At 50.5% G+C, this 18,885-nt stretch carries 16 protein-coding genes and 2 pseudogenes; 12 read left to right on the forward strand and 6 right to left on the reverse strand.

Translation table 11 applies throughout. The features are described from left to right. Positions 1–121 precede the first annotated feature (121 nt). A complete protein-coding gene (locus D9597_RS04385) occupies positions 122–1,534 on the forward strand; it encodes a PLP-dependent aminotransferase family protein (protein ID WP_130221717.1) in 1,413 nt (470 codons plus the stop codon). Positions 1,535–1,775: 241 nt separating this feature from the next. On the opposite strand, the gene D9597_RS04390 is transcribed toward D9597_RS04385, so the two are convergent. Further along, the gene (locus D9597_RS04390; RefSeq protein ID WP_130221718.1) at positions 1,776–2,732 is read right to left on the reverse strand and encodes an Rpn family recombination-promoting nuclease/putative transposase; all 957 of its coding nucleotides are present in this window, start codon (positions 2,730–2,732) and stop codon (positions 1,776–1,778) included. A gap of 184 nt (positions 2,733–2,916) precedes the next feature. Between D9597_RS04390 and D9597_RS04395 the strand changes: the two genes are divergently transcribed. From D9597_RS04395 to D9597_RS04420, 6 genes are all read left to right on the forward strand, one after another. Beyond that, on the forward strand, positions 2,917–4,197 hold the full coding sequence (locus tag D9597_RS04395) for a DUF445 domain-containing protein (protein ID WP_130221719.1): 1,281 nt from the start codon (positions 2,917–2,919) through the stop codon (positions 4,195–4,197). Between the two features lie 117 nt (positions 4,198–4,314). Continuing rightward, positions 4,315–5,466: a double-cubane-cluster-containing anaerobic reductase gene (locus D9597_RS04400; protein WP_130221720.1), complete on the forward strand. Its 1,152-nt coding sequence runs from the start codon at positions 4,315–4,317 to the stop codon at positions 5,464–5,466. A 9-nt stretch (positions 5,467–5,475) separates the two neighbouring features. After that, the gene (gene yjiL, locus D9597_RS04405) at positions 5,476–6,243 is read left to right on the forward strand and encodes a putative 2-hydroxyacyl-CoA dehydratase activator YjiL (RefSeq protein ID WP_130216598.1); all 768 of its coding nucleotides are present in this window, start codon (positions 5,476–5,478) and stop codon (positions 6,241–6,243) included. Next, complete coding sequence (locus D9597_RS04410) at positions 6,240–6,497, forward strand: DUF3343 domain-containing protein (RefSeq protein WP_130221721.1); 258 nt, start codon at positions 6,240–6,242, stop codon at positions 6,495–6,497. The genes yjiL and D9597_RS04410 overlap by 4 nt, the downstream gene beginning before the upstream one ends. Before the next feature lie 64 nt (positions 6,498–6,561). Continuing rightward, a complete protein-coding gene (locus D9597_RS04415) occupies positions 6,562–7,422 on the forward strand; it encodes a YjiK family protein (RefSeq protein ID WP_130221722.1) in 861 nt (286 codons plus the stop codon). A 69-nt stretch (positions 7,423–7,491) separates the two neighbouring features. Beyond that, on the forward strand, positions 7,492–8,670 hold the full coding sequence (locus D9597_RS04420) for an MFS transporter (RefSeq protein WP_130221723.1): 1,179 nt from the start codon (positions 7,492–7,494) through the stop codon (positions 8,668–8,670). A gap of 12 nt (positions 8,671–8,682) precedes the next feature. On the opposite strand, the gene kptA is transcribed toward D9597_RS04420, so the two are convergent. Next, positions 8,683–9,237: an RNA 2'-phosphotransferase gene (kptA, locus tag D9597_RS04425; RefSeq protein ID WP_130216607.1), complete on the reverse strand. Its 555-nt coding sequence runs from the start codon at positions 9,235–9,237 to the stop codon at positions 8,683–8,685. Between the two features lie 177 nt (positions 9,238–9,414). Between kptA and D9597_RS04430 the strand changes: the two are divergent. From D9597_RS04430 to D9597_RS04445, 4 genes and pseudogenes are all read left to right on the forward strand, one after another. Next, positions 9,415–9,603 (forward strand): annotated as a pseudogene (locus tag D9597_RS04430) (hypothetical protein); the annotation flags it as partial. Between the two features lie 12 nt (positions 9,604–9,615). Beyond that, the gene (gene iadA / locus D9597_RS04435; protein ID WP_130221725.1) at positions 9,616–10,788 is read left to right on the forward strand and encodes a beta-aspartyl-peptidase; all 1,173 of its coding nucleotides are present in this window, start codon (positions 9,616–9,618) and stop codon (positions 10,786–10,788) included. Positions 10,789–10,852: 64 nt separating this feature from the next. Beyond that, positions 10,853–11,764 (forward strand): hypochlorite stress DNA-binding transcriptional regulator HypT, encoded by a 912-nt coding sequence (hypT, locus tag D9597_RS04440; RefSeq protein ID WP_130216611.1) that lies wholly within the window; start codon positions 10,853–10,855, stop codon positions 11,762–11,764. A 6-nt stretch (positions 11,765–11,770) separates the two neighbouring features. After that, positions 11,771–12,142 (forward strand): annotated as a pseudogene (locus D9597_RS04445) (putative PEP-binding protein); the annotation flags it as partial. A 47-nt stretch (positions 12,143–12,189) separates the two neighbouring features. Here the strand turns inward: D9597_RS04445 and iraD are convergent. The 4 genes from iraD to uxuA form a co-directional block, all read right to left on the reverse strand. Further along, positions 12,190–12,573, reverse strand: coding sequence for an anti-adapter protein IraD (gene iraD / locus D9597_RS04450; RefSeq protein WP_033555723.1), 384 nt, complete (start codon positions 12,571–12,573; stop codon positions 12,190–12,192). 413 nt (positions 12,574–12,986) lie between these two features. After that, complete coding sequence (gene uxuR / locus D9597_RS04455) at positions 12,987–13,760, reverse strand: Uxu operon transcriptional regulator (RefSeq protein WP_130216613.1); 774 nt, start codon at positions 13,758–13,760, stop codon at positions 12,987–12,989. A gap of 268 nt (positions 13,761–14,028) precedes the next feature. Continuing rightward, positions 14,029–15,489: a fructuronate reductase gene (locus D9597_RS04460; RefSeq protein WP_130204660.1), complete on the reverse strand. Its 1,461-nt coding sequence runs from the start codon at positions 15,487–15,489 to the stop codon at positions 14,029–14,031. 80 nt (positions 15,490–15,569) lie between these two features. After that, entirely contained in the window at positions 15,570–16,754 is a 1,185-nt protein-coding gene (gene uxuA, locus D9597_RS04465; protein ID WP_000438582.1) for a mannonate dehydratase, read from the reverse strand. A gap of 858 nt (positions 16,755–17,612) precedes the next feature. On the opposite strand from uxuA, the gene D9597_RS04475 reads away from it, so the two are divergent. Further along, a complete protein-coding gene (locus D9597_RS04475; protein WP_130221726.1) occupies positions 17,613–18,878 on the forward strand; it encodes a hypothetical protein in 1,266 nt (421 codons plus the stop codon). The last annotated feature ends 7 nt before the right edge of the window (positions 18,879–18,885 follow it).

An 18,885-nucleotide genomic window follows, 5' to 3' on the forward strand; every position in this document is an offset into this window, starting at 1 on the left:
TACAGATGCAAATATTACTTTTATTTAACATACAGACAGGTTAAAACAGCATCTGCATCCGGTTTTTTAGCCTCATCTGTACCGGTTTTTCTCTCTGTATGGTCCAAATAAGGAATACAGCATGACGCGTTATCAACATCTGGCGACTCTACTTGCCGAGCGGATTGAGCAAGGGCTGTATCGTCACGGGGAGAAATTACCGTCGGTGCGCAGCTTAAGTCAGGAGCACGGCGTCAGCATCAGCACCGTGCAGCAGGCGTATCAGACACTGGAGACGATGAAGCTCATCACTCCGCAGCCGCGTTCGGGTTATTTTGTCGCACAACGTAAAGCCCAGCCGCCAGTACCGCCGATGACGCGTCCGGTGCAGCGCCCGGTGGAGATTACCCAGTGGGACCAGGTACTGGATATGCTGGTAGCGCATAGCGACAGTTCCATTGTTCCGTTAAGCAAAAGCACGCCGGATGTCGAAACGCCCAGCCTGAAACCGCTGTGGCGGGAGCTAAGCCGGGTGGTGCAGCATAATCTGCAAACCGTTCTCGGTTATGACTTGTTAGCCGGTCAGCGAGTGTTGCGAGAGCAGGTTGCCCGCCTGATGCTCGACAGCGGCTCAGTGGTCACCGCCGATGACATCATTATCACCAGCGGCTGCCATAACTCGATGTCGCTGGCGTTAATGGCAGTATGTAAACCGGGCGATATTGTCGCAGTCGAATCCCCCTGTTATTACGGTTCAATGCAGATGCTGCGCGGTATGGGCGTGAAAGTGATTGAAATCCCAACCGATCCAGAAACTGGCATCAGCGTTGAAGCGCTGGAACTGGCGCTGGAACAGTGGCCGATTAAAGGCATCATTCTGGTGCCAAACTGTAATAATCCGCTGGGATTTATTATGCCGGACGCGCGCAAACGGGCCGTTCTCTCTCTCGCTCAGCGTCATGATATTGTGATTTTTGAAGATGATGTCTACGGTGAACTGGCAACGGAGTATCCGCGCCCGCGGACCATTCATTCCTGGGATATCGACGGCCGGGTGCTGCTGTGCAGCTCGTTCAGTAAAAGCATTGCGCCTGGCCTGCGCGTGGGTTGGGTCGCACCGGGACGTTATCACGATAAACTGATGCATATGAAATATGCCACCAGCAGCTTTAATGTACCGTCCACGCAAATGGCGGCGGCAACGTTTGTGCTGGAAGGCCACTATCATCGCCATATCCGGCGGATGCGGCAGAACTATCAGCGCAATATGGCGCTTTATACCTGCTGGATACGGGAATATTTTCCCTGCGAAATCTGTATTACGCGCCCGAAAGGCGGATTTTTACTGTGGATAGAATTGCCTGAACAGGTCGATATGGTCTGCGTCGCGCGGCAACTGTACCGCATGAAAATCCAGGTGGCGGCAGGCTCGATTTTCTCAGCGTCCGGCAAATACCGTAATTGTCTGCGCATCAACTGCGCTTTGCCGCTCAGCGAAACCTATCGCGAAGCACTGAAGCAAATTGGCGAGGCCGTGTATCGGGCAATGGAATGAATTCGAAATAGTGGCGAAGCGCCTGATTTCCTCTCACGAATCGCCTGTAACTCGTTTTATCTTTATAGCGACATCGCCACGTTCCGGCATGGTTTAGGCAAAGTGTGCTTTGTTCATGCCGGATGCGGCGTGAACGCCTTATCCGGCCTACAAACCGCGCAAATTCAATAGATTGCAGAGGTAATGTAGGTCTGATAAGCGTAGCGCATCAGGCAGCTTTGCGTTTGTCATCAGTCTCTGATTAGTACTGGATCCATGGATCGCGCTTGCTTTCAGGCAAGGGCTGATCTAATGCCTGCATTTGCTCTGCCGAAAGTCCGGTAATCTTTTGTATCCATTCAGGATCCGCCCCATTCTGCAACAACAATCGGAGGAGGCTCTGTTCCCCTTCTTCTTTCCCTTCTTTCCTCCCCCTCTCCCTTCCCAACAGCCATCCATCATTATGAATTCGCTCTGCAATCGTCATTATTCGCTCCCTGTGTTGTGGCATTCGACTGGTTAGTTCGCTGATAAACTCTTTAAAACTCGCTTCATCGCCAGCCAGTAAAATGTAATTTAACAGCGCAGTTATCTGGCTGTCATTAGCGCATCCTGTAACCAGTAATACTGCCAGTTGATCAATAAGCCCCATTAGATCGCGCTGGCGAATATGCTTTTGGATCAACTCCAGCAGGGCGACTCTGCGATGCTGCACAATCTCGTCGTCTGGCACGACAGTGATATCCACCAGCGGGAACGCGGCGGTATAAAGCTTCCGTGCGGTAGTCGGGTCGGCAAATTCGTCCAGCCAGCACAAAGACCAGGGGTAAGGACTACGGCTACCGTGATAAAACAGTATCGGGATGACCAGCGGTAGCGGCTGGCGTTTATCATGCTCGATATGGCGCTGCATCACCGCCATGGAATAGCGCATCAGGCGAAACGCCATATGGATATCCTCGCGGCTCTGATGTTCAATCACCACATAAATATAGCCATCGCCTTCGCGGGTCTTTACCGACCACAGAATATCGGAATGTAGCGCCCGCAATTTTTCATCGACAAAGCTGGCGGATTCCAGTTTTAAGGTGTCGAGATCGCACAGTTCACGTAAATCTTTAGGTAAGTGGATCTCCATAAAATCCCGCGCGGTATCAGGATGTGTGAGAAAGGATTTAAATAGTGCGTCATGCGGCGTGCTGGTCGTGAAGTTTGTCATGGCGATCCGTCACCTGTTGATAAGATGGCCCGACTTTAGCGACTAACAAAACCATTCTCACCTGGCAATTTCCCGTTCCCCGAGGCGCTTTCCAGGCTATTTTTATTCTTCTGCAAACGATACATTTTTATGGAAGATATCTCGCTTTTTGCGTTTTCTTACCGTCAGGCTCTATTCTTACGATATGAATAAAATCATTGAACTCCGACGCGCCAAAATGCTGGCGCTCTCTTTGCTGCTCGTTGCTGCCGCGACTTTTATCGTTACGCTGTTTTTGCCGCCCAATTTTTGGGTGAGCGGCGTGAAGGCGATTGCCGAAGCGGCGATGGTCGGCGCACTGGCGGACTGGTTTGCGGTGGTGGCACTGTTTCGCCGCGTGCCGATACCGATTATTTCTCGCCATACGGCGATTATTCCGCGTAATAAAGACCGGATTGGCGAAAATCTCGGCCAGTTCGTGCAGGAAAAATTTCTCGATACTCAGTCGCTGGTAGCGCTAATCCGACGTCATGAACCGGCGTTGTTAATCGGCAACTGGTTTAGTCAGCCGGAAAACGCCCGTCGCGTTGGGCAGCATCTGTTGCAGATCATGAGTGGTTTTCTCGAACTGACCGATGATGCGCGTATTCAGCGTCTGCTTAAGCGCGCGGTGCATAAGGCGATCGATAAAGTGGATCTTTCCGGCACCAGTGCATTGATGCTGGAGAGCATGACCAAAAACGATCGTCATCAGGTACTGCTCGATACGTTGATCGCACAACTGATCGCCCTTCTCCAGCGCGATAAATCGCGCAAGTTTATTGCCCAGCAAATTGTTCGCTGGCTGGAGAGCGAGCATCCGCTGAAAGCCAAAATTTTGCCTACCGAATGGCTGGGCGAACACAGTGCGGAGTTGGTTTCTGACGCCGTGAATTCTTTGCTTGATGATATCAGCCGCGATCGCGCACATCAGATCCGCCATGCGTTTGATCGCGCTACCTTCGCGCTGATCGAGAAACTGAAAAACGATCCGGAAATGGCGGCGCGGGCCGACGCCGTGAAAAGTTATCTGAAAGAAGATGAAGCATTTAACCGCTATCTTGGTGAATTGTGGGGAGATTTGCGGGAGTGGTTGAAAGCGGATATCAACAGCGAAGATTCTCGCGTGAAGGAACGCATCGCGCGAGCGGGACAGTGGTTTGGCGAGACGTTAATTGCCGATGATGCCCTGCGCGCCTCGTTAAATGGTCATCTGGAACAGGCCGCGCACCGCGTCGCGCCAGAGTTTTCGGCATTCCTGACTCGCCACATTAGCGATACGGTAAAAAGTTGGGATGCGCGGGATATGTCCCGGCAAATCGAGTTAAATATCGGCAAAGATCTCCAGTTTATCCGCGTTAACGGCACGCTGGTCGGCGGTTGTATTGGGCTGATATTATATCTTTTATCGCAAATTCCGGCCTTGTTACCCCTCGGCAACTTTTAGAAATCGATGATAAAAGCTAAATGGCTAACCGCGAGAGAGATCAAATAAACCACACTTAAAACATGGTAATAATGTGGCCTCTTTTCATTATCTCCCGTGTTACGGGGAAGGAAAATCATGTCACTTGTCACCGATCTACCCGCCATTTTCGATCAGTTCTCCGAAGCTCGCCAGAAAGGCTTTCTCACCGTTATGGATCTCAAAGAGCGCGGCATTCCGCTGGTTGGCACCTATTGTACGTTTATGCCGCAAGAGATCCCGATGGCAGCCGGTGCTGTTGTGGTTTCGCTCTGTTCCACCTCTGATGAAACCATTGAAGAAGCCGAGAAAGATCTGCCGCGCAACCTCTGCCCGCTGATTAAAAGCAGCTACGGCTTCGGCAAAACCGACAAATGCCCCTACTTCTATTTTTCTGATCTGGTGGTCGGTGAAACCACCTGCGACGGCAAAAAGAAAATGTATGAATACATGGCGGAGTTTAAGCCCGTTCATGTCATGCAATTACCAAACAGCGTGCAAGACGATGCCTCGCGTGCGTTATGGAAAGCCGAGATGCTTCGCTTACAAAAAGCGGTGGAAGAACGTTTTGGGCACGAGATCACCGAAGACGCGTTGCGCGATGCCATTGCACTGAAAAACCGTGAACGCCGCGCACTGGCCAACTTTTATCATCTGGGGCAGTTAAATCCTCCGGCGTTAAGCGGCAGCGACATTCTGAAAGTGGTCTACGGCGCAACTTTCCGGTTCGATAAAGAGGCGTTGATCAATGAACTGGATGCGATGACTGCCCGCGTTCGTCAGCAATGGGAAGAGGGCCAGAGACTGGACCCGCGGCCACGAATTTTAATTACCGGTTGCCCGATTGGTGGTGCGGCAGAGAAAGTCGTGCGTGCGATTGAAGAAAACGGTGGCTGGGTGGTTGGTTATGAAAACTGCACCGGCGCGAAAGCGACCGAGCAATGCGTGGCGGAAACGGGCGATGTGTATGACGCGCTGGCGGATAAATATCTGGCAATTGGCTGTTCCTGTGTTTCGCCAAACGATCAACGCCTGAAAATGCTCAGCCAGATGGTGAAGGAATATCAGGTCGATGGCGTGGTCGATGTAATTTTACAGGCGTGCCATACCTACGCGGTGGAATCGCTGGCGATTAAACGCCACGTTCGTCAGCAGCATAACGTTCCTTACATCGCCATAGAAACAGACTACTCCACATCGGATATCGGACAACTCAGTACCCGCGTCGCAGCCTTTATTGAGATGTTGTAAGGAGCGGTGGTGACATATTCGATTGGCATTGATTCCGGTTCTACCGCCACCAAAGGGATCTTACTGGCAGACGGCGTGATTACGCGCCGTTTCCTTGTTCCTACGCCATTTCGTCCGGCAACAGCAATTACTGAAGCCTGGGAAACTCTGCGTGAAGGGTTAGAGACAGTGCCGTTTCTGACGCTGACCGGTTACGGGCGGCAACTGGTGGATTTTGCCGATAAACAGGTGACGGAAATCTCCTGCCACGGGCTGGGCGCACGCTTTCTTGCGCCAGCAACGCGCGCGGTGATCGACATCGGCGGTCAGGACAGCAAAGTCATTCAGCTTGATGCCGACGGTAACCTGTGCGACTTCCTGATGAATGACAAATGCGCGGCAGGCACCGGGCGTTTTCTGGAAGTCATTTCCCGCACATTGGGCGCCAGCGTCGAGGAACTCGACAGCATCACCGAAAATGTACCACCGCACGCCATCAGCAGCATGTGTACTGTGTTTGCCGAATCGGAAGTGATCAGTCTGCGTTCTGCGGGCGTACCAGCGGAATCGATTCTCGCCGGAGTGATTAACGCTATGGCGCGGCGCAGCGCCAATTTCATTGGCCGCCTCTCTTGTGAAGCGCCGATTCTGTTCACTGGCGGCGTGAGTCACTGTCAGAGGTTTACCCACATGCTGGAAAGCCATCTGGGAATGCCGGTACAAACTCACCCTGATGCGCAATTCGCTGGCGCAATTGGCGCGGCGGTGATTGGTCAGCGGCAGAGAAAACGCACATGAAAGAGTATCTGTTTTTATTTCACTCAACCGTCGGCGTTGTACAAACTCGTAAGGCGTTACAGGCAGCAGGGATGACTTTTCGCGTCGCCGATATTCCCCGAGAGTTACGCGGCGGCTGTGGGTTATGCATCTGGCTGACCTGTCTTCCTGGCGAAGAAACACAATGGGTAATCCCCGGTCATACGGAATCAGTTTATTGCCAGCAGGATGGTGGCTGGCGCTGCATTGCACATTACGGGGTTTCTCCGCGTTAAGGATTCATTAAGATCGCTACGTATACTTCTCGATATCTTATTGATTTGCCTTAAAGGGATTACCGTGACAAAAAGTATTTCGTTAAGTAAACGCATCTCCGTTATTGTGATTCTTTTTGCCATTGTGGCAGTGTGTACTTTCTTCGTGCAATCTTGCGCCCGTAAAAGCAATCATGCAGCATCATTTCAGAATTACCACGCCACCATTGATGGCAAAGAAATTGCTGGCGTAACGAATAATATCTCCTCGCTGACCTGGTCGGCACAGAGCAATACCCTGTTTAGCACTATCAACAAACCTGCCGCCATTGTTGAAATGACCACCAATGGCGATTTGATCCGCACTATTCCTCTGGATTTTGTTAAAGATCTCGAGACGATCGAATACATTGGCGATAATCAGTTTGTCATTAGCGATGAGCGCGATTATGCCATTTATGTGATTTCACTAACCCCAAACTCGGAAGTAAAAATCCTCAAAAAAATAAAAATCCCGCTGCAGGAATCCCCAACCAATTGCGGTTTTGAAGGGTTAGCCTACTCTCGCCAGGATCACACTTTCTGGTTTTTTAAAGAGAAAAACCCGATTGAGGTCTACAAAGTTAACGGGCTGTTAAGTAGCAATGAATTGCACATCAGCAAAGACAAGGCACTACAACGGCAATTTACTTTAGATGATGTGTCCGGCGCGGAATTTAACCAACAAAAAAATACGCTTCTGGTGCTGTCTCATGAATCACGCGCACTCCAGGAAGTAACACTGGCTGGCGAGGTTATCGGTGAAATGTCACTGACCAAAGGCAGTCGAGGTTTGTCGCATAACATCAAACAGGCCGAAGGGGTTGCGATGGATGCCTCTGGTAATATTTATATCGTTAGCGAACCAAATCATTTTTATCGCTTTACCCCTAAATCATCACATTAACAGGCTGGCATGTTTCGCCTTTTTGTTATTAACTTGTTAACTACAAAAAAAATACAAACAAGGTTAAACATGCCTTCGTCCACGCATCCCGTAGAACGCTTTTCTTTCAGCACCGCGCTTTTCGGGATGCTGGTTCTGACCTTAGGTATGGGATTAGGTCGCTTCCTTTATACACCTATGTTGCCCGTCATGATGGCGGAAGGGGCGTTTTCATTTAGCCAGCTCTCGTGGATTGCCAGCGGCAACTATGCGGGGTATCTGGCTGGCAGTCTGCTATTTTCGTTTGGCGCATTTCACCAGCCGTCGCGCCTGCGCCCATTTCTGTTGGCTTCTGCCCTGGCGAGCGGATTGTTGATCCTCGCAATGGCATGGTTGCCGCCATTTATTCTGGCGTTATTGATTCGCTTCCTGGCGGGTGTCGCCAGCGCCGGAATGCTGATTTTTGGTTCGACGCTGATTATGCAGCACACGCGCCATCCTTTTGTGCTGGCAGCTTTGTTTTCTGGCGTTGGCATTGGTATCGCGCTGGGCAATGAATATGTTCTGGCTGGCCTGCATTTTGCCCTCTCCTCGCAAACGTTATGGCAAGGCGCCGGGGCGCTTTCTGGCACGATGCTGATTGCACTTACGCTTTTAATGCCCTCGAAAAAACACGCCATCGCACCAACGCCATTGGCAAAAACGGAGCAACAGATAATGAGCTGGTGGTTACTGGCTATTCTGTACGGCCTGGCGGGATTTGGTTATATCATCGTCGCGACTTACCTGCCGCTCATGGCGAAAGATGCAGGTTCGCCATTGTTAACCGCCCATCTCTGGACGTTAGTCGGCTTATCAATTGTGCCTGGTTGCTTTGGCTGGCTATGGGCAGCAAAACGTTGGGGGGCTTTGCCCTGCCTGACGGCGAATTTACTGGTGCAGGCTATCTGTGTGCTGCTTACTCTCGCCAGCGACTCGCCTCTCTTGCTTATCATCAGTAGTATCGGTTTTGGCGGTACCTTTATGGGCACGACATCTCTGGTGATGACTATCGCCCGCCAACTGGGCGTACCGGGAAATCTCAATCTTTTAGGCTTTGTGACGCTCATTTACGGCATTGGGCAAATCCTCGGCCCGGCGCTGACCAGTATGCTCGGCAATGGAACATCGGCGCTTGCCAGCGCCACTCTCTGCGGCGCGGCGGCGTTGTTTATTGCTGCGCTTATCAGCACAGTGCAATTATTTAAGCTACAAGTGGTCGCTTCATAAGGGCTGTTTCCCTTACCACTCAAGAAACTCAACCGCAACCGTTGATGTCAGCCAGACCCCGTTTTCTGCTTGCCAGAAAGGGATCCCTCGTTTCGCCATTTCCTGTGCTTTGACGGTTAAGATAACCGGCGAACCGTGTCTTGCCCCGACTTTGCGGGCCGTTGCTTCATCAGCAGAGAGATGCACATGATGACGCTCCCCTGCAATCAGCCCCTGTTTTTTTATCGCCTCAAGAAAACGGCTTGCCGTACCGTGGTAGAGAAATTGTGGCGGTGTTTTTTCGATGAAGGCAATGGCGACCTGCGAAGTCGAATGCCCCTGAACGGCGCGAATACACGTACCATCACTGGAATAACTAAAGCGCTTCTTATCGCTGGTTGCGACCACAGTCTCCAGTAATGCGCGGGTTAACCGCTTGCCCGCTTTTTGTGCACAGAGTATGAGCTTATCGATATCCGCCCATCCTTCACGGTCCAGCACGATGCCAATCGCCTCCGGTTTATGTCGGAGGACAAAACTTAAAAACTTGCTCGTCTCTGCCAGCTCTTTGTCGTTGTATTTTGCCATTTTGCATTCGTCCTTGTATTCGCCGCCTTTACTCACCAACCGTTATTGTCACTGTGTTTATGAATTTTCTGCAACTCAATCCTTACAGGAAGGTTCTCCGCGCAGCGTAATTTTTCCACGTAGCCGCCACAAGCATACATAATGGGGATTGTTATGGCACAACAAGGGGATGCTGTAGCTGGCGTGTTAACCGACCATGATGTCACCGTTTTACTGCCCGCGATGTATTTAATGGGCAACCCGGTGCAAAATGTCGGTCGCTGCCTGGGGACAGCCGAAGTAAATGCCAAATATTACCCGCATATCATTACGGTCTGCGTGATTAACGCGTTGCTGTCAAACCTGGTTATGCAGCTTATTATTTAACAAGGAGTTACCATGATTGATTATTCCGCAGCCGGTTTTACCCTGCTGCAGGGAGCGCATTTATATGCGCCGGAAGATCGAGGAATTTGCGATGTCCTCGTCGCTAACGGCAAGATTATCGCCGTTGCCAGCAACATCCCTTCTGACATCGTACCGGACTGCACGGCTGTCGATCTCAGCGGGCAGATCCTCTGCCCCGGTTTTATTGATCAACACGTCCATTTGATTGGCGGCGGCGGCGAAGCTGGCCCCACTACACGCACGCCGGAAGTCGCGCTTAGTCGTCTGACAGAAGCGGGCGTCACGTCAGTGGTTGGTCTGCTCGGCACCGACTCTATCTCTCGCCACCCGGAATCCTTACTCGCCAAGACTCGTGCGCTCAATGAAGAAGGCATCAGCGCCTGGATGCTGACCGGTGCTTATCATGTTCCTTCCCGTACCATTACAGGCTCGGTGGAAAAAGATGTGGCGATTATCGATCGCGTGATTGGCGTGAAATGTGCCATCTCAGACCACCGCTCGGCCGCGCCGGATGTTTATCATCTGGCCAATATGGCGGCGGAATCCCGCGTTGGAGGTTTGCTCGGCGGTAAACCTGGCGTCACCGTGTTCCACATGGGCGACAGCAAAAAGGCGTTACAGCCCATCTATGACCTTCTTGAGAACTGCGACGTCCCCATCAGCAAGTTGCTGCCGACCCACGTTAACCGCAACGTTCCGTTGTTTGAGCAGGCGCTGGAGTTCGCGCGCAAAGGCGGCACCATCGATATCACCAGCAGCATTGACGAACCGGTCGCCCCTGCCGAAGGTATTGCCCGCGCCGTTCAGGCGGGTATTCCGCTGGCCCGCGTTACCCTTAGCTCCGACGGCAACGGCAGTCAGCCGTTCTTTGACGATGAAGGGAATTTAACGCATATCGGTGTTGCGGGTTTTGAGACGTTGCTGGAAACCGTGCAAGTGTTAGTCAAAGACTATGGCTTTAGTATCAGCGATGCCCTGCGTCCACTCACCAGCAGCGTCGCTGGTTTCCTCAACCTGACCGGTAAAGGCGAAATTCTGCCGGGCAATGACGCAGATCTGTTAGTGATGACACCGCAGTTGCGTATTGAGCAGGTATACGCTCGCGGCAAACTGATGGTCAAAGACGGCAAAGCGTGTGTGAAAGGAACGTTTGAAACTGCATAAGCAGTTGTCAGCCGCCCGAATGGACGTAGAATGCCCGCAAGGGCGGCTGACAGAGTAAAACGCAATGGATGACAATGGTTCAGTCTTGCATAATATTGAAACCAAATGGCTTTACGATTTTTTAACGCTGGAAAAATGCCGTAACTTTTCCCAGGCGGCAGTCAGTCGCAACGTCTCACAACCGGCATTCAGCCGCCGGATACGCGCGCTGGAACAGGCGATTGGCGTTGAGTTATTTAATCGCCAGGTAACGCCGCTACAACTCTCGGAACAAGGGAAAATATTCCATTCGCAGATCCGTCATCTGTTGCAACAGTTAGAGAGCAACCTTGCAGAACTCCGTGGTGGCAGCGATTACGCGCAACGCAAAATTAAAATAGCCGCTGCACACTCTCTTTCCCTCGGGCTGTTACCGTCCATTATCAGCCAGATGCCACCGCTCTTTACCTGGGCGATTGAAGCTATTGATGTCGATGAAGCAGTCGATAAACTGCGCGAAGGGCAAAGTGATTGTATTTTTTCGTTTCACGACGAAGACTTACTGGAAGCGCCGTTCGACCACATTCGGTTGTTTGAATCACGTCTGTTCCCCGTCTGCGCCGTTAACGAACAGGGGGAAGCGCTTTTTAGCCTCACGCAGCCGCACTTTCCTCTACTCAACTACAGCCGCAACTCCTACATGGGGCGATTGATTAATCGCACCCTGACGCGCCACAGTGAGTTAAGTTTCAGCACCTTTTTCGTGTCTTCGATGAGCGAGTTATTAAAGCAGGTTGCCCTCGACGGCTGTGGGATTGCCTGGCTACCGGAGTACGCCATACAACAAGAAATTCGCAGCGGGCAGCTCATTGTCCTGAATCGAGACGAATTAGTTATCCCGATTCAGGCCTACGCATACCGGATGAACACACGGATGAATCCCGTTGCAGAGCGTTTCTGGCGTGAACTGCGCGAGCTGGAGATTGAACCTGGCTGAAAGTTTTCTGCAGAAAATCTTCCGGCGCTGGGAATTATGATTGAGGTTCCTGCCGCAGTCATGATTGCAGACAAATTAGCCAGTGAAGTCGATTTCTTTTCCATCGGCACCAACGATCTGACGCAATATATTATGGCGGCAGACAGAGGAAATAGTACCGTCGCGGAACTGGTCGATTATCGTAATGACGCGGTGATTAACGCTATTGCTATGGTGTGTCAGGCCGGACGTAATAATGAAATTCCGGTCAGTATGTGCGGCGAAATGGCTGGAGATACCCAGCAAACAGCACGACTGCTCACCATGGGGATTGATAAGCTCAGTGCCAGTCCATCCCGGCTTCCGGCCTTGAAAGCAGCAATCAGAACCTCCCACTAATTGTGACCTAACGCGATACGTCTTGCGCGTATCGCGTTTCCCGTCATTTACTGCGGCATCGTGCGATGCCAGCTCCCCTTCTGCCAGACCAGGTCAAACGTTAGCGGCTCATCATCGTGGTACAGCATCATCTCCAGACTAATGACCAACTCGTGGCAATAGACTGCTTTCAGATTGACCTGCAATGCCGCAATACGTGGCTCATGAAATAAAAGCGCGGAACGTAACTGGCGGCAATACCAACTCTGGAGAAGCTTGTCGCTCTGATTATGCCCTTGCCACTCAGGCATGCCTGAAACAAGTAATATTGGTAGCGGTGAATGGGGAGAACTAAAAAGTTGAAAGAGATCCCGGCATACGGAATCACGCAGCGATAACGTATTGTTCCCTGTACTTTCAGGTAATACCGTCTGAACTGATTGGCGCATCATTTTGCGCACTCCTGACGTTTAGTGGCATCTGTATCCTGCCCTGGCTGCTGGACACCACTGGGTTGATGCTCATATTCCATAATCATTCCTTTATGCTCATTGCGTCCCTGGCACTTTCATAAGGGATTTATAAGATCCGCCAAAGATAAAACACTGTACAGAAAAGAATATCCACTGACTTTTTATTTAAAAAGGTATCATTTGACAAAAGTCATTAAACATAACGGAAATACGTTAACATATTCTGATTATTCCGAATAATTTCTCAGCGTTAAACTGATATATAATTATTCCAAAACAATATATCGTACGTAATGATTAAATTACGCATAATATATTCTGCAGAACATAATTAATTATTCAGGGAACATACATAGTGCAAAGCGGTTCAACTTTGCACCAGAAATGAGGGATCAGGCGTCCACTTTATCCAACGGCCACGAATCAAACAGATAACCATCGAAATAGATGTCATCAACATTAGAGAACTCCAGCAAGCGCTGCTTCACATTCTCCAAATGCTGCCACATCGCCAGTTTTGCCGCGCGGGCATCTTTCTTGATTAACGCAGCCAGGATCTGTTTGTGATCGTCTAACCACTCTTTGCGGTATAAGCTGTCATCGAGATGGCTATGTAACTGGATCCACATTGGATTATTTTCCCGCCACTCCCAGGACTGACGGAACAGTTCCACCAGCATGCTGTTATGCGTGGCTTCAGCAATAGCAAGGTGGAACTGCATGTCGCCGCTTTCGCTACTGCCCGGCGCGCTGGAAGCCAGTTCACGCTCTTCCAGTTGCAATGCCTGACGCATTTTAACGATGTCTTCGCGGGTAGCCTGCAAAGCGGCAAACTCGGCAATGTTACTTTCCAGCAACTGGCGCGCCTGTAACAGCTCAAAAGGACCGGCGTCATTGCAGACGTTGGCCTCTGCGCTCTCTGCATTATGGCTGGGTAAACTGTCGAGCACATAAATACCGGCACCACGTCGTACTTCTACCAGCCCTTTGATCTCCAGCATGATCAGCGCCTCACGCACCACCGTGCGGGTGACATCCAGCATTTCTGCTATTTCACGTTCCGGCGGTAGCCGTTCGCCAGGATTGTACGGCGTCTTAAGGATCAGATCGCGGATCATCGCCCCAACTTCCTGGTAAGGTCTTTGCGCAGAGGTGGCAGATTTCATGATGTTGTGTCCGTTAGATGCGATTAATCAAATTATTGCCGGATGCGGCGTGAACGCCTTATTCGGCCTACAAAGAGTGCGTATTCAATAAATTGCGATTGATCCGTAGGCCCGACAGGCTTGCTTACCGGGCAATTTTACGTTGACCGTTAATTTCAAACTATACCATTAGCACTGGAAGTTGGCACGTACAGATGGGCAAAAAACGAAAACTGGTCAACCAAATATGTTTTTGATTGACCAGTAAGTCTGTAGGGTAATCAGTCAGTTACAGTGCAGCCACACACTCACGCGCGCCGCGCTCGCACAGCTGCTGATATGCCGCAGTCACCGCGCCAACAAAGTCTGCATTTTGCGGCAGATCATCGGCAAAGATACCGCTCAGGCCCAGCAACGCTTTCACGCGGTCTGCGCCCTGATACTGCGCATTGATCTTCTGGAACTCGGCCAGCATCGGGTCTACCACGTCAATGGCATTACCCTGCTCATCCACGCCCTGGGTGTAACGCATCCAGCCCGCTACGCCAAGCGCCAGGTGACGCCAGCTACCGCCGTTTTGCAGGTGCAAACGCACCGGGTCCAGCAAACGCTGCGGTAACTTCTGGCTGCCGTCCATCGCAATCTGCCAGGTACGGTGACGCAGAGACGGGTTGCTGAAACGCTCGATCAGCAGCGTCGCATAGGCGTTCAGATCAGTCCCTTCCGGCATCGACAGCGTTGGTGCTTGTTCCTGCATCATCAGGGCAAAGGCCGCTTTGCGGTAATCCGGGTTAGTCATGGTGTCGGCAATGGTTTCATAACCGCCGAGGTAACCGAGGTATGCCAGGAAAGAGTGGCTGCCGTTAAGCATACGCAGTTTCATCATTTCGAACGGCACAACATCGGCAACAAACTGCGCGCCGACTTTATCCCAGTCCGGACGACCATTAACGAAGTTATCTTCAATGACCCACTGACGGAATGGTTCGCAGGCAATGGCACACGGGTCATAAACGCCCAGCTGGTCAGCAATTTCCTGCAACGTTTCAGGCGTCGCCGCCGGAACGATACGGTCAACCATGGTGCACGGGAAGGTGACGTTCTCTTCAATCCATTCCGCCAGTTGCGGGTCACGCGCCTGAGCCAGACCGAGAACCGCAACCTTCGCCACATGACCGTTTTCACGTACGTTGTCACAGGACATCACCGTAAACGCTTTCAGCCCTTTTTCACGACGCAGACGCAGGGCTTCTACGATATAACCAATCGCGGACTTCGGCGCAGTCGGATTTTCCAGATCGTGCTTGATCAGCGGGTTATTGAGATCCAGCTGACCGCTTGCCGCATCGGCACAGTAGCCTTTTTCCGTGACCGTCAGGGAGACAATCGCCGTCTGCGGACGCGCCATCGCGTTGAGAATACCTTCGCAACCGTCGATTTCCGGATGCAGGGCTTCTTTCATCGAACCGATAATTTTCAGTTCGGTGCTTTCCGCGCCTTTTTCCGCCACGGTGTACAGCAGTTGCTGTTTTTTCAGGTTTTCGATCAGCACGCGGTCGTTGCCTGGCATCAGGTTAACTTCGCAGATACCCCAGTCGCTGTCGGTACTTTCCAGCAGATGATGGGTGTACAGCGCCTGGTGCGCGCGGTGAAACGCCCCGCAACCGAGATGCACAATGCGTGATTCCAGACGAGAATGATCCCATGACGGGCGGGCAACCGGCAGATTGCTGTCAACAATAGTAGTCATCGTAAACTCCAGAATCCGTCTTCAGAGAGTGACGGCAAGGAAGAAGGAACCGGCACGGCGCGCAGCCATGCCGGTGGATATTAACGGCTAAAGAAAGCGCGCTGGATCGCCAGTTCGACACCGCGAACTTCGGCCAGGCCTTTCAGACGACCAATTGCGGAGTAACCAGGGTTGGTTTTCTTCTTCAGGTCGTCCAGCATCTGATGACCGTGGTCCGGACGCATCGGGATCAGGTCTTCTTTGCCTTCCGCTTTACGACGGTGCTCTTCTTCAACAATCGCTTTCACCACTTCGTACATATCAACGTCACCGTTCAGGTGCGCCGCTTCGTGGAAGGTTTTCGGGTTATCTTCACGCATGGTGGAGCGCAGATGGGTGAAGTAAATACGCGGACCGAACTGCTTGATCATATCAACCAGATCGTTGTCAGCACGCACGCCGTAGGAACCGGTGCACATGGTGAAACCGTTCGCCATGCTGTTTACGGTATCAACCATCCACTGCATATCTTCAATGGTGGAAACAATACGCGGCAGGCCGAGGATCGGGCGCGGCGGATCGTCCGGGTGAACAGCCATACGCACGCCAACTTCTTCGGCAACTGGAATGATCGCTTTCAGGAAGACGGCAAAGTTTTCGCGCAGCTTCGCTTTGTCGATATCTTTGTACAGCTCCAGGTGCTTACGGAACTGGTCGAGGGTATACCCTTCTTCCGCGCCCGGCAGACCGGCGATGATGTTACGGGTCAGACGCGCTTTGTCTTCGTCGCTCATGGTGGCGAAGCGTTCAGCGGCCTGAGCAATTTCTTCTTCGGTGTAATCCGCTTCCGCGCCTGGACGCTTCAGGATGTGCATTTCGAATGCAGCGAATTCGATCTGGTCGAAGCGCAGAGCTTTGGAGCCGTCTGGCAGCACGTATTCGAGGTCAGTACGGGTCCAGTCGAGCACCGGCATGAAGTTATAGCACACGGTGCGGATACCGCACTGCGCCAGGTTGCGCAGGGTCTGCTGATAGTTAGCGATCCACTGCTCATAGTTGCCAGTGTGGGTTTTGATATCTTCGTGAATTGGCACGCTTTCCACGACAGACCACACCAGACCTGCGTCTTCAACGATAGCCTTGCGTTTGAGGATCTCTTCAACGGACCATACTTCGCCGTTCGGGATATGGTGCAGCGCGGTAACCACGCCAGTTGCGCCCGCCTGACGGACATCAGCTAAAGAAACCGGATCGTTAGGGCCGTACCAGCGCCAGGTCTGTTCCATGTTTATTCCTCTTTCACGTAGTGGGTTCAACAGCGAAGAGACGCGGAACCCCGGAGTTGTTTAGGTATCCGAATGAACGACCAGACCGCAGCCGTGTCGTTGCATCGGATGAGATGGCGTATAAGTTCTACCTTTTGGTAATACATGTCAACCTGAAATCTAAAATTGGTTAACCACATCACAAGAAATCTACTCTCCTGCCGGTTACTGCAAATGACAACACAGGGGGATCAGCGGTTAGTGATCGGGGGATGTGACATTCATCGCAATAATGGTTGACCAATTTACATAACGTGTCGTCCAACATAACAATGGATTAACCTGGAGAGGTAAAACGTTATTGGTTTCTCGGCAATTGTAGTGGTGATTGCGCTCGTGCTGTTCTGCACCGCGCGGTCTCGATTGGTTAGCTCGTGACCGAAACACCGCAAGAAGATTTTTACACACCAGTGTCTGATTATTTAACGACAGCCGCCCGGCGGGGTTATACGCAAGTAGTGGTGAAACCCTACTCCACCACGGCGTCTACCTGACCAGCGTCCTGAAGCTGCCCAAAACACAATCCCCCTGCAGAGACTATCCTCTGGTCGCCTATTTAAAAATAAATGTTGAACAATTACGAAAAAGAAATGTGATTTATTACCATAACAACGGTGACTACTCTAATAATATGGCTTGTGAATGGAACTGAATAATTAATGGCAATTTACTACAGATAAAATGTCTGACGAGATTCAATCATTACATGTTTAACTTGCCAGACATTTATTTTATCATAAAGAATATTGCAGATTCGTCGATTAATATTCAACGTGTAGACGTCATATCAGATATGTTATTTCAAAGGGATTAACTCCAATGGCACACAGTATAAAGCAATGTTTCCATGCAGTAGGTAAAGGTACTCTTTATACCGGACAGATAAAAAACATGTCTGGTAACAGCACATTCAATATAGTGTATGATTGTGGTTCCACCAGCAGAACGACAATCATAAATAAGATCCATAGCTTACCCAAATGGTTTAAAAATACTCCCGGCTCAAGGGTGATTGATATGTTAGTCATTTCTCATTTTGATGATGACCACGTAAATGGGCTAGAGGAGCTTTTAAGGCTTTATCGGGTTAAAAAACTCGTTCTCCCTTATACGGAATGGACACAAAGTGTACGTGAAATCGCAGTATTAGGAAAAAAAGGCGTCTCTCCCAGTGTTGCACTTTTTCAGTTGAACCCACTCAGGTGGCTACAGATGAATAATCTAAATGGCAGTGTGGAGCAATTAACTCTGGTGCAGGGAGATGCCCCTCCAGATGATAATCATGAGGAGCCAAACAGCCCTCCGCGTTATCCACTCAATGCAGACTTTAACAATCTTAACTTTCAAAATAATGAAAGAGAGGCAATACAGCAGATTGATCTCTTTGGGGAGGAAGGGGCTTTTTTAAAATTTAAAAGTTCAGGAAATCAAACGGGTCCGGTTATCAGAACAATAGACCACGCAGTTCCATTATACAGTACAGACAGCGCTTACGAATTTATGTTCTATAACGTTGTGAAATCTTTTAAAGGATTAGGGCTGGTCCGTGTTCAATCAGGTGAAATTTGCGCATTAAAATCAGAAGTCCCGTTAAAAGATGTAAAAGCGGAGATTGAGCTTCTTATTGATTCCTTAGGACTTACAAATGACATTAGTTCTCTTCCACCTGATTGGAGAAAAAAACTTAAAGCCTGTTATCAAAAACATTTTGGTCACACAGCTAAAGCAAAAAATAATATTTCGTTATGTATGTATGTTGGACGAACAATTAACTCTATTATTGATTCGATGGCTCAACACGCTACTCTTCTTACCGGTGATATTAACCTGACCAGGGATGTCGCTTGCGATATGCTTGACCATTTTGGCCCCAGACGCAAGAAATCAATAAGCGTCATACAAGTTCCTCATCATGGTTCCAGAGACTATTGGTCAGCAGAAAATGCCAACCTTTTCGTGCCAGCTATATTTGTCCAGTGTGTCACCCCATCCAAAAACCATCCACATCCTGATGTTACGTTAGATATAGAGAAAACAGGTTGTACTGTGCAATATGCAAACCGCATAAGCGAATATAATTTCTAAGCTAATA

The organism is Escherichia sp. E13S3, from assembly GCF_004212325.1.
Lineage (GTDB): Bacteria > Pseudomonadota > Gammaproteobacteria > Enterobacterales > Enterobacteriaceae > Escherichia.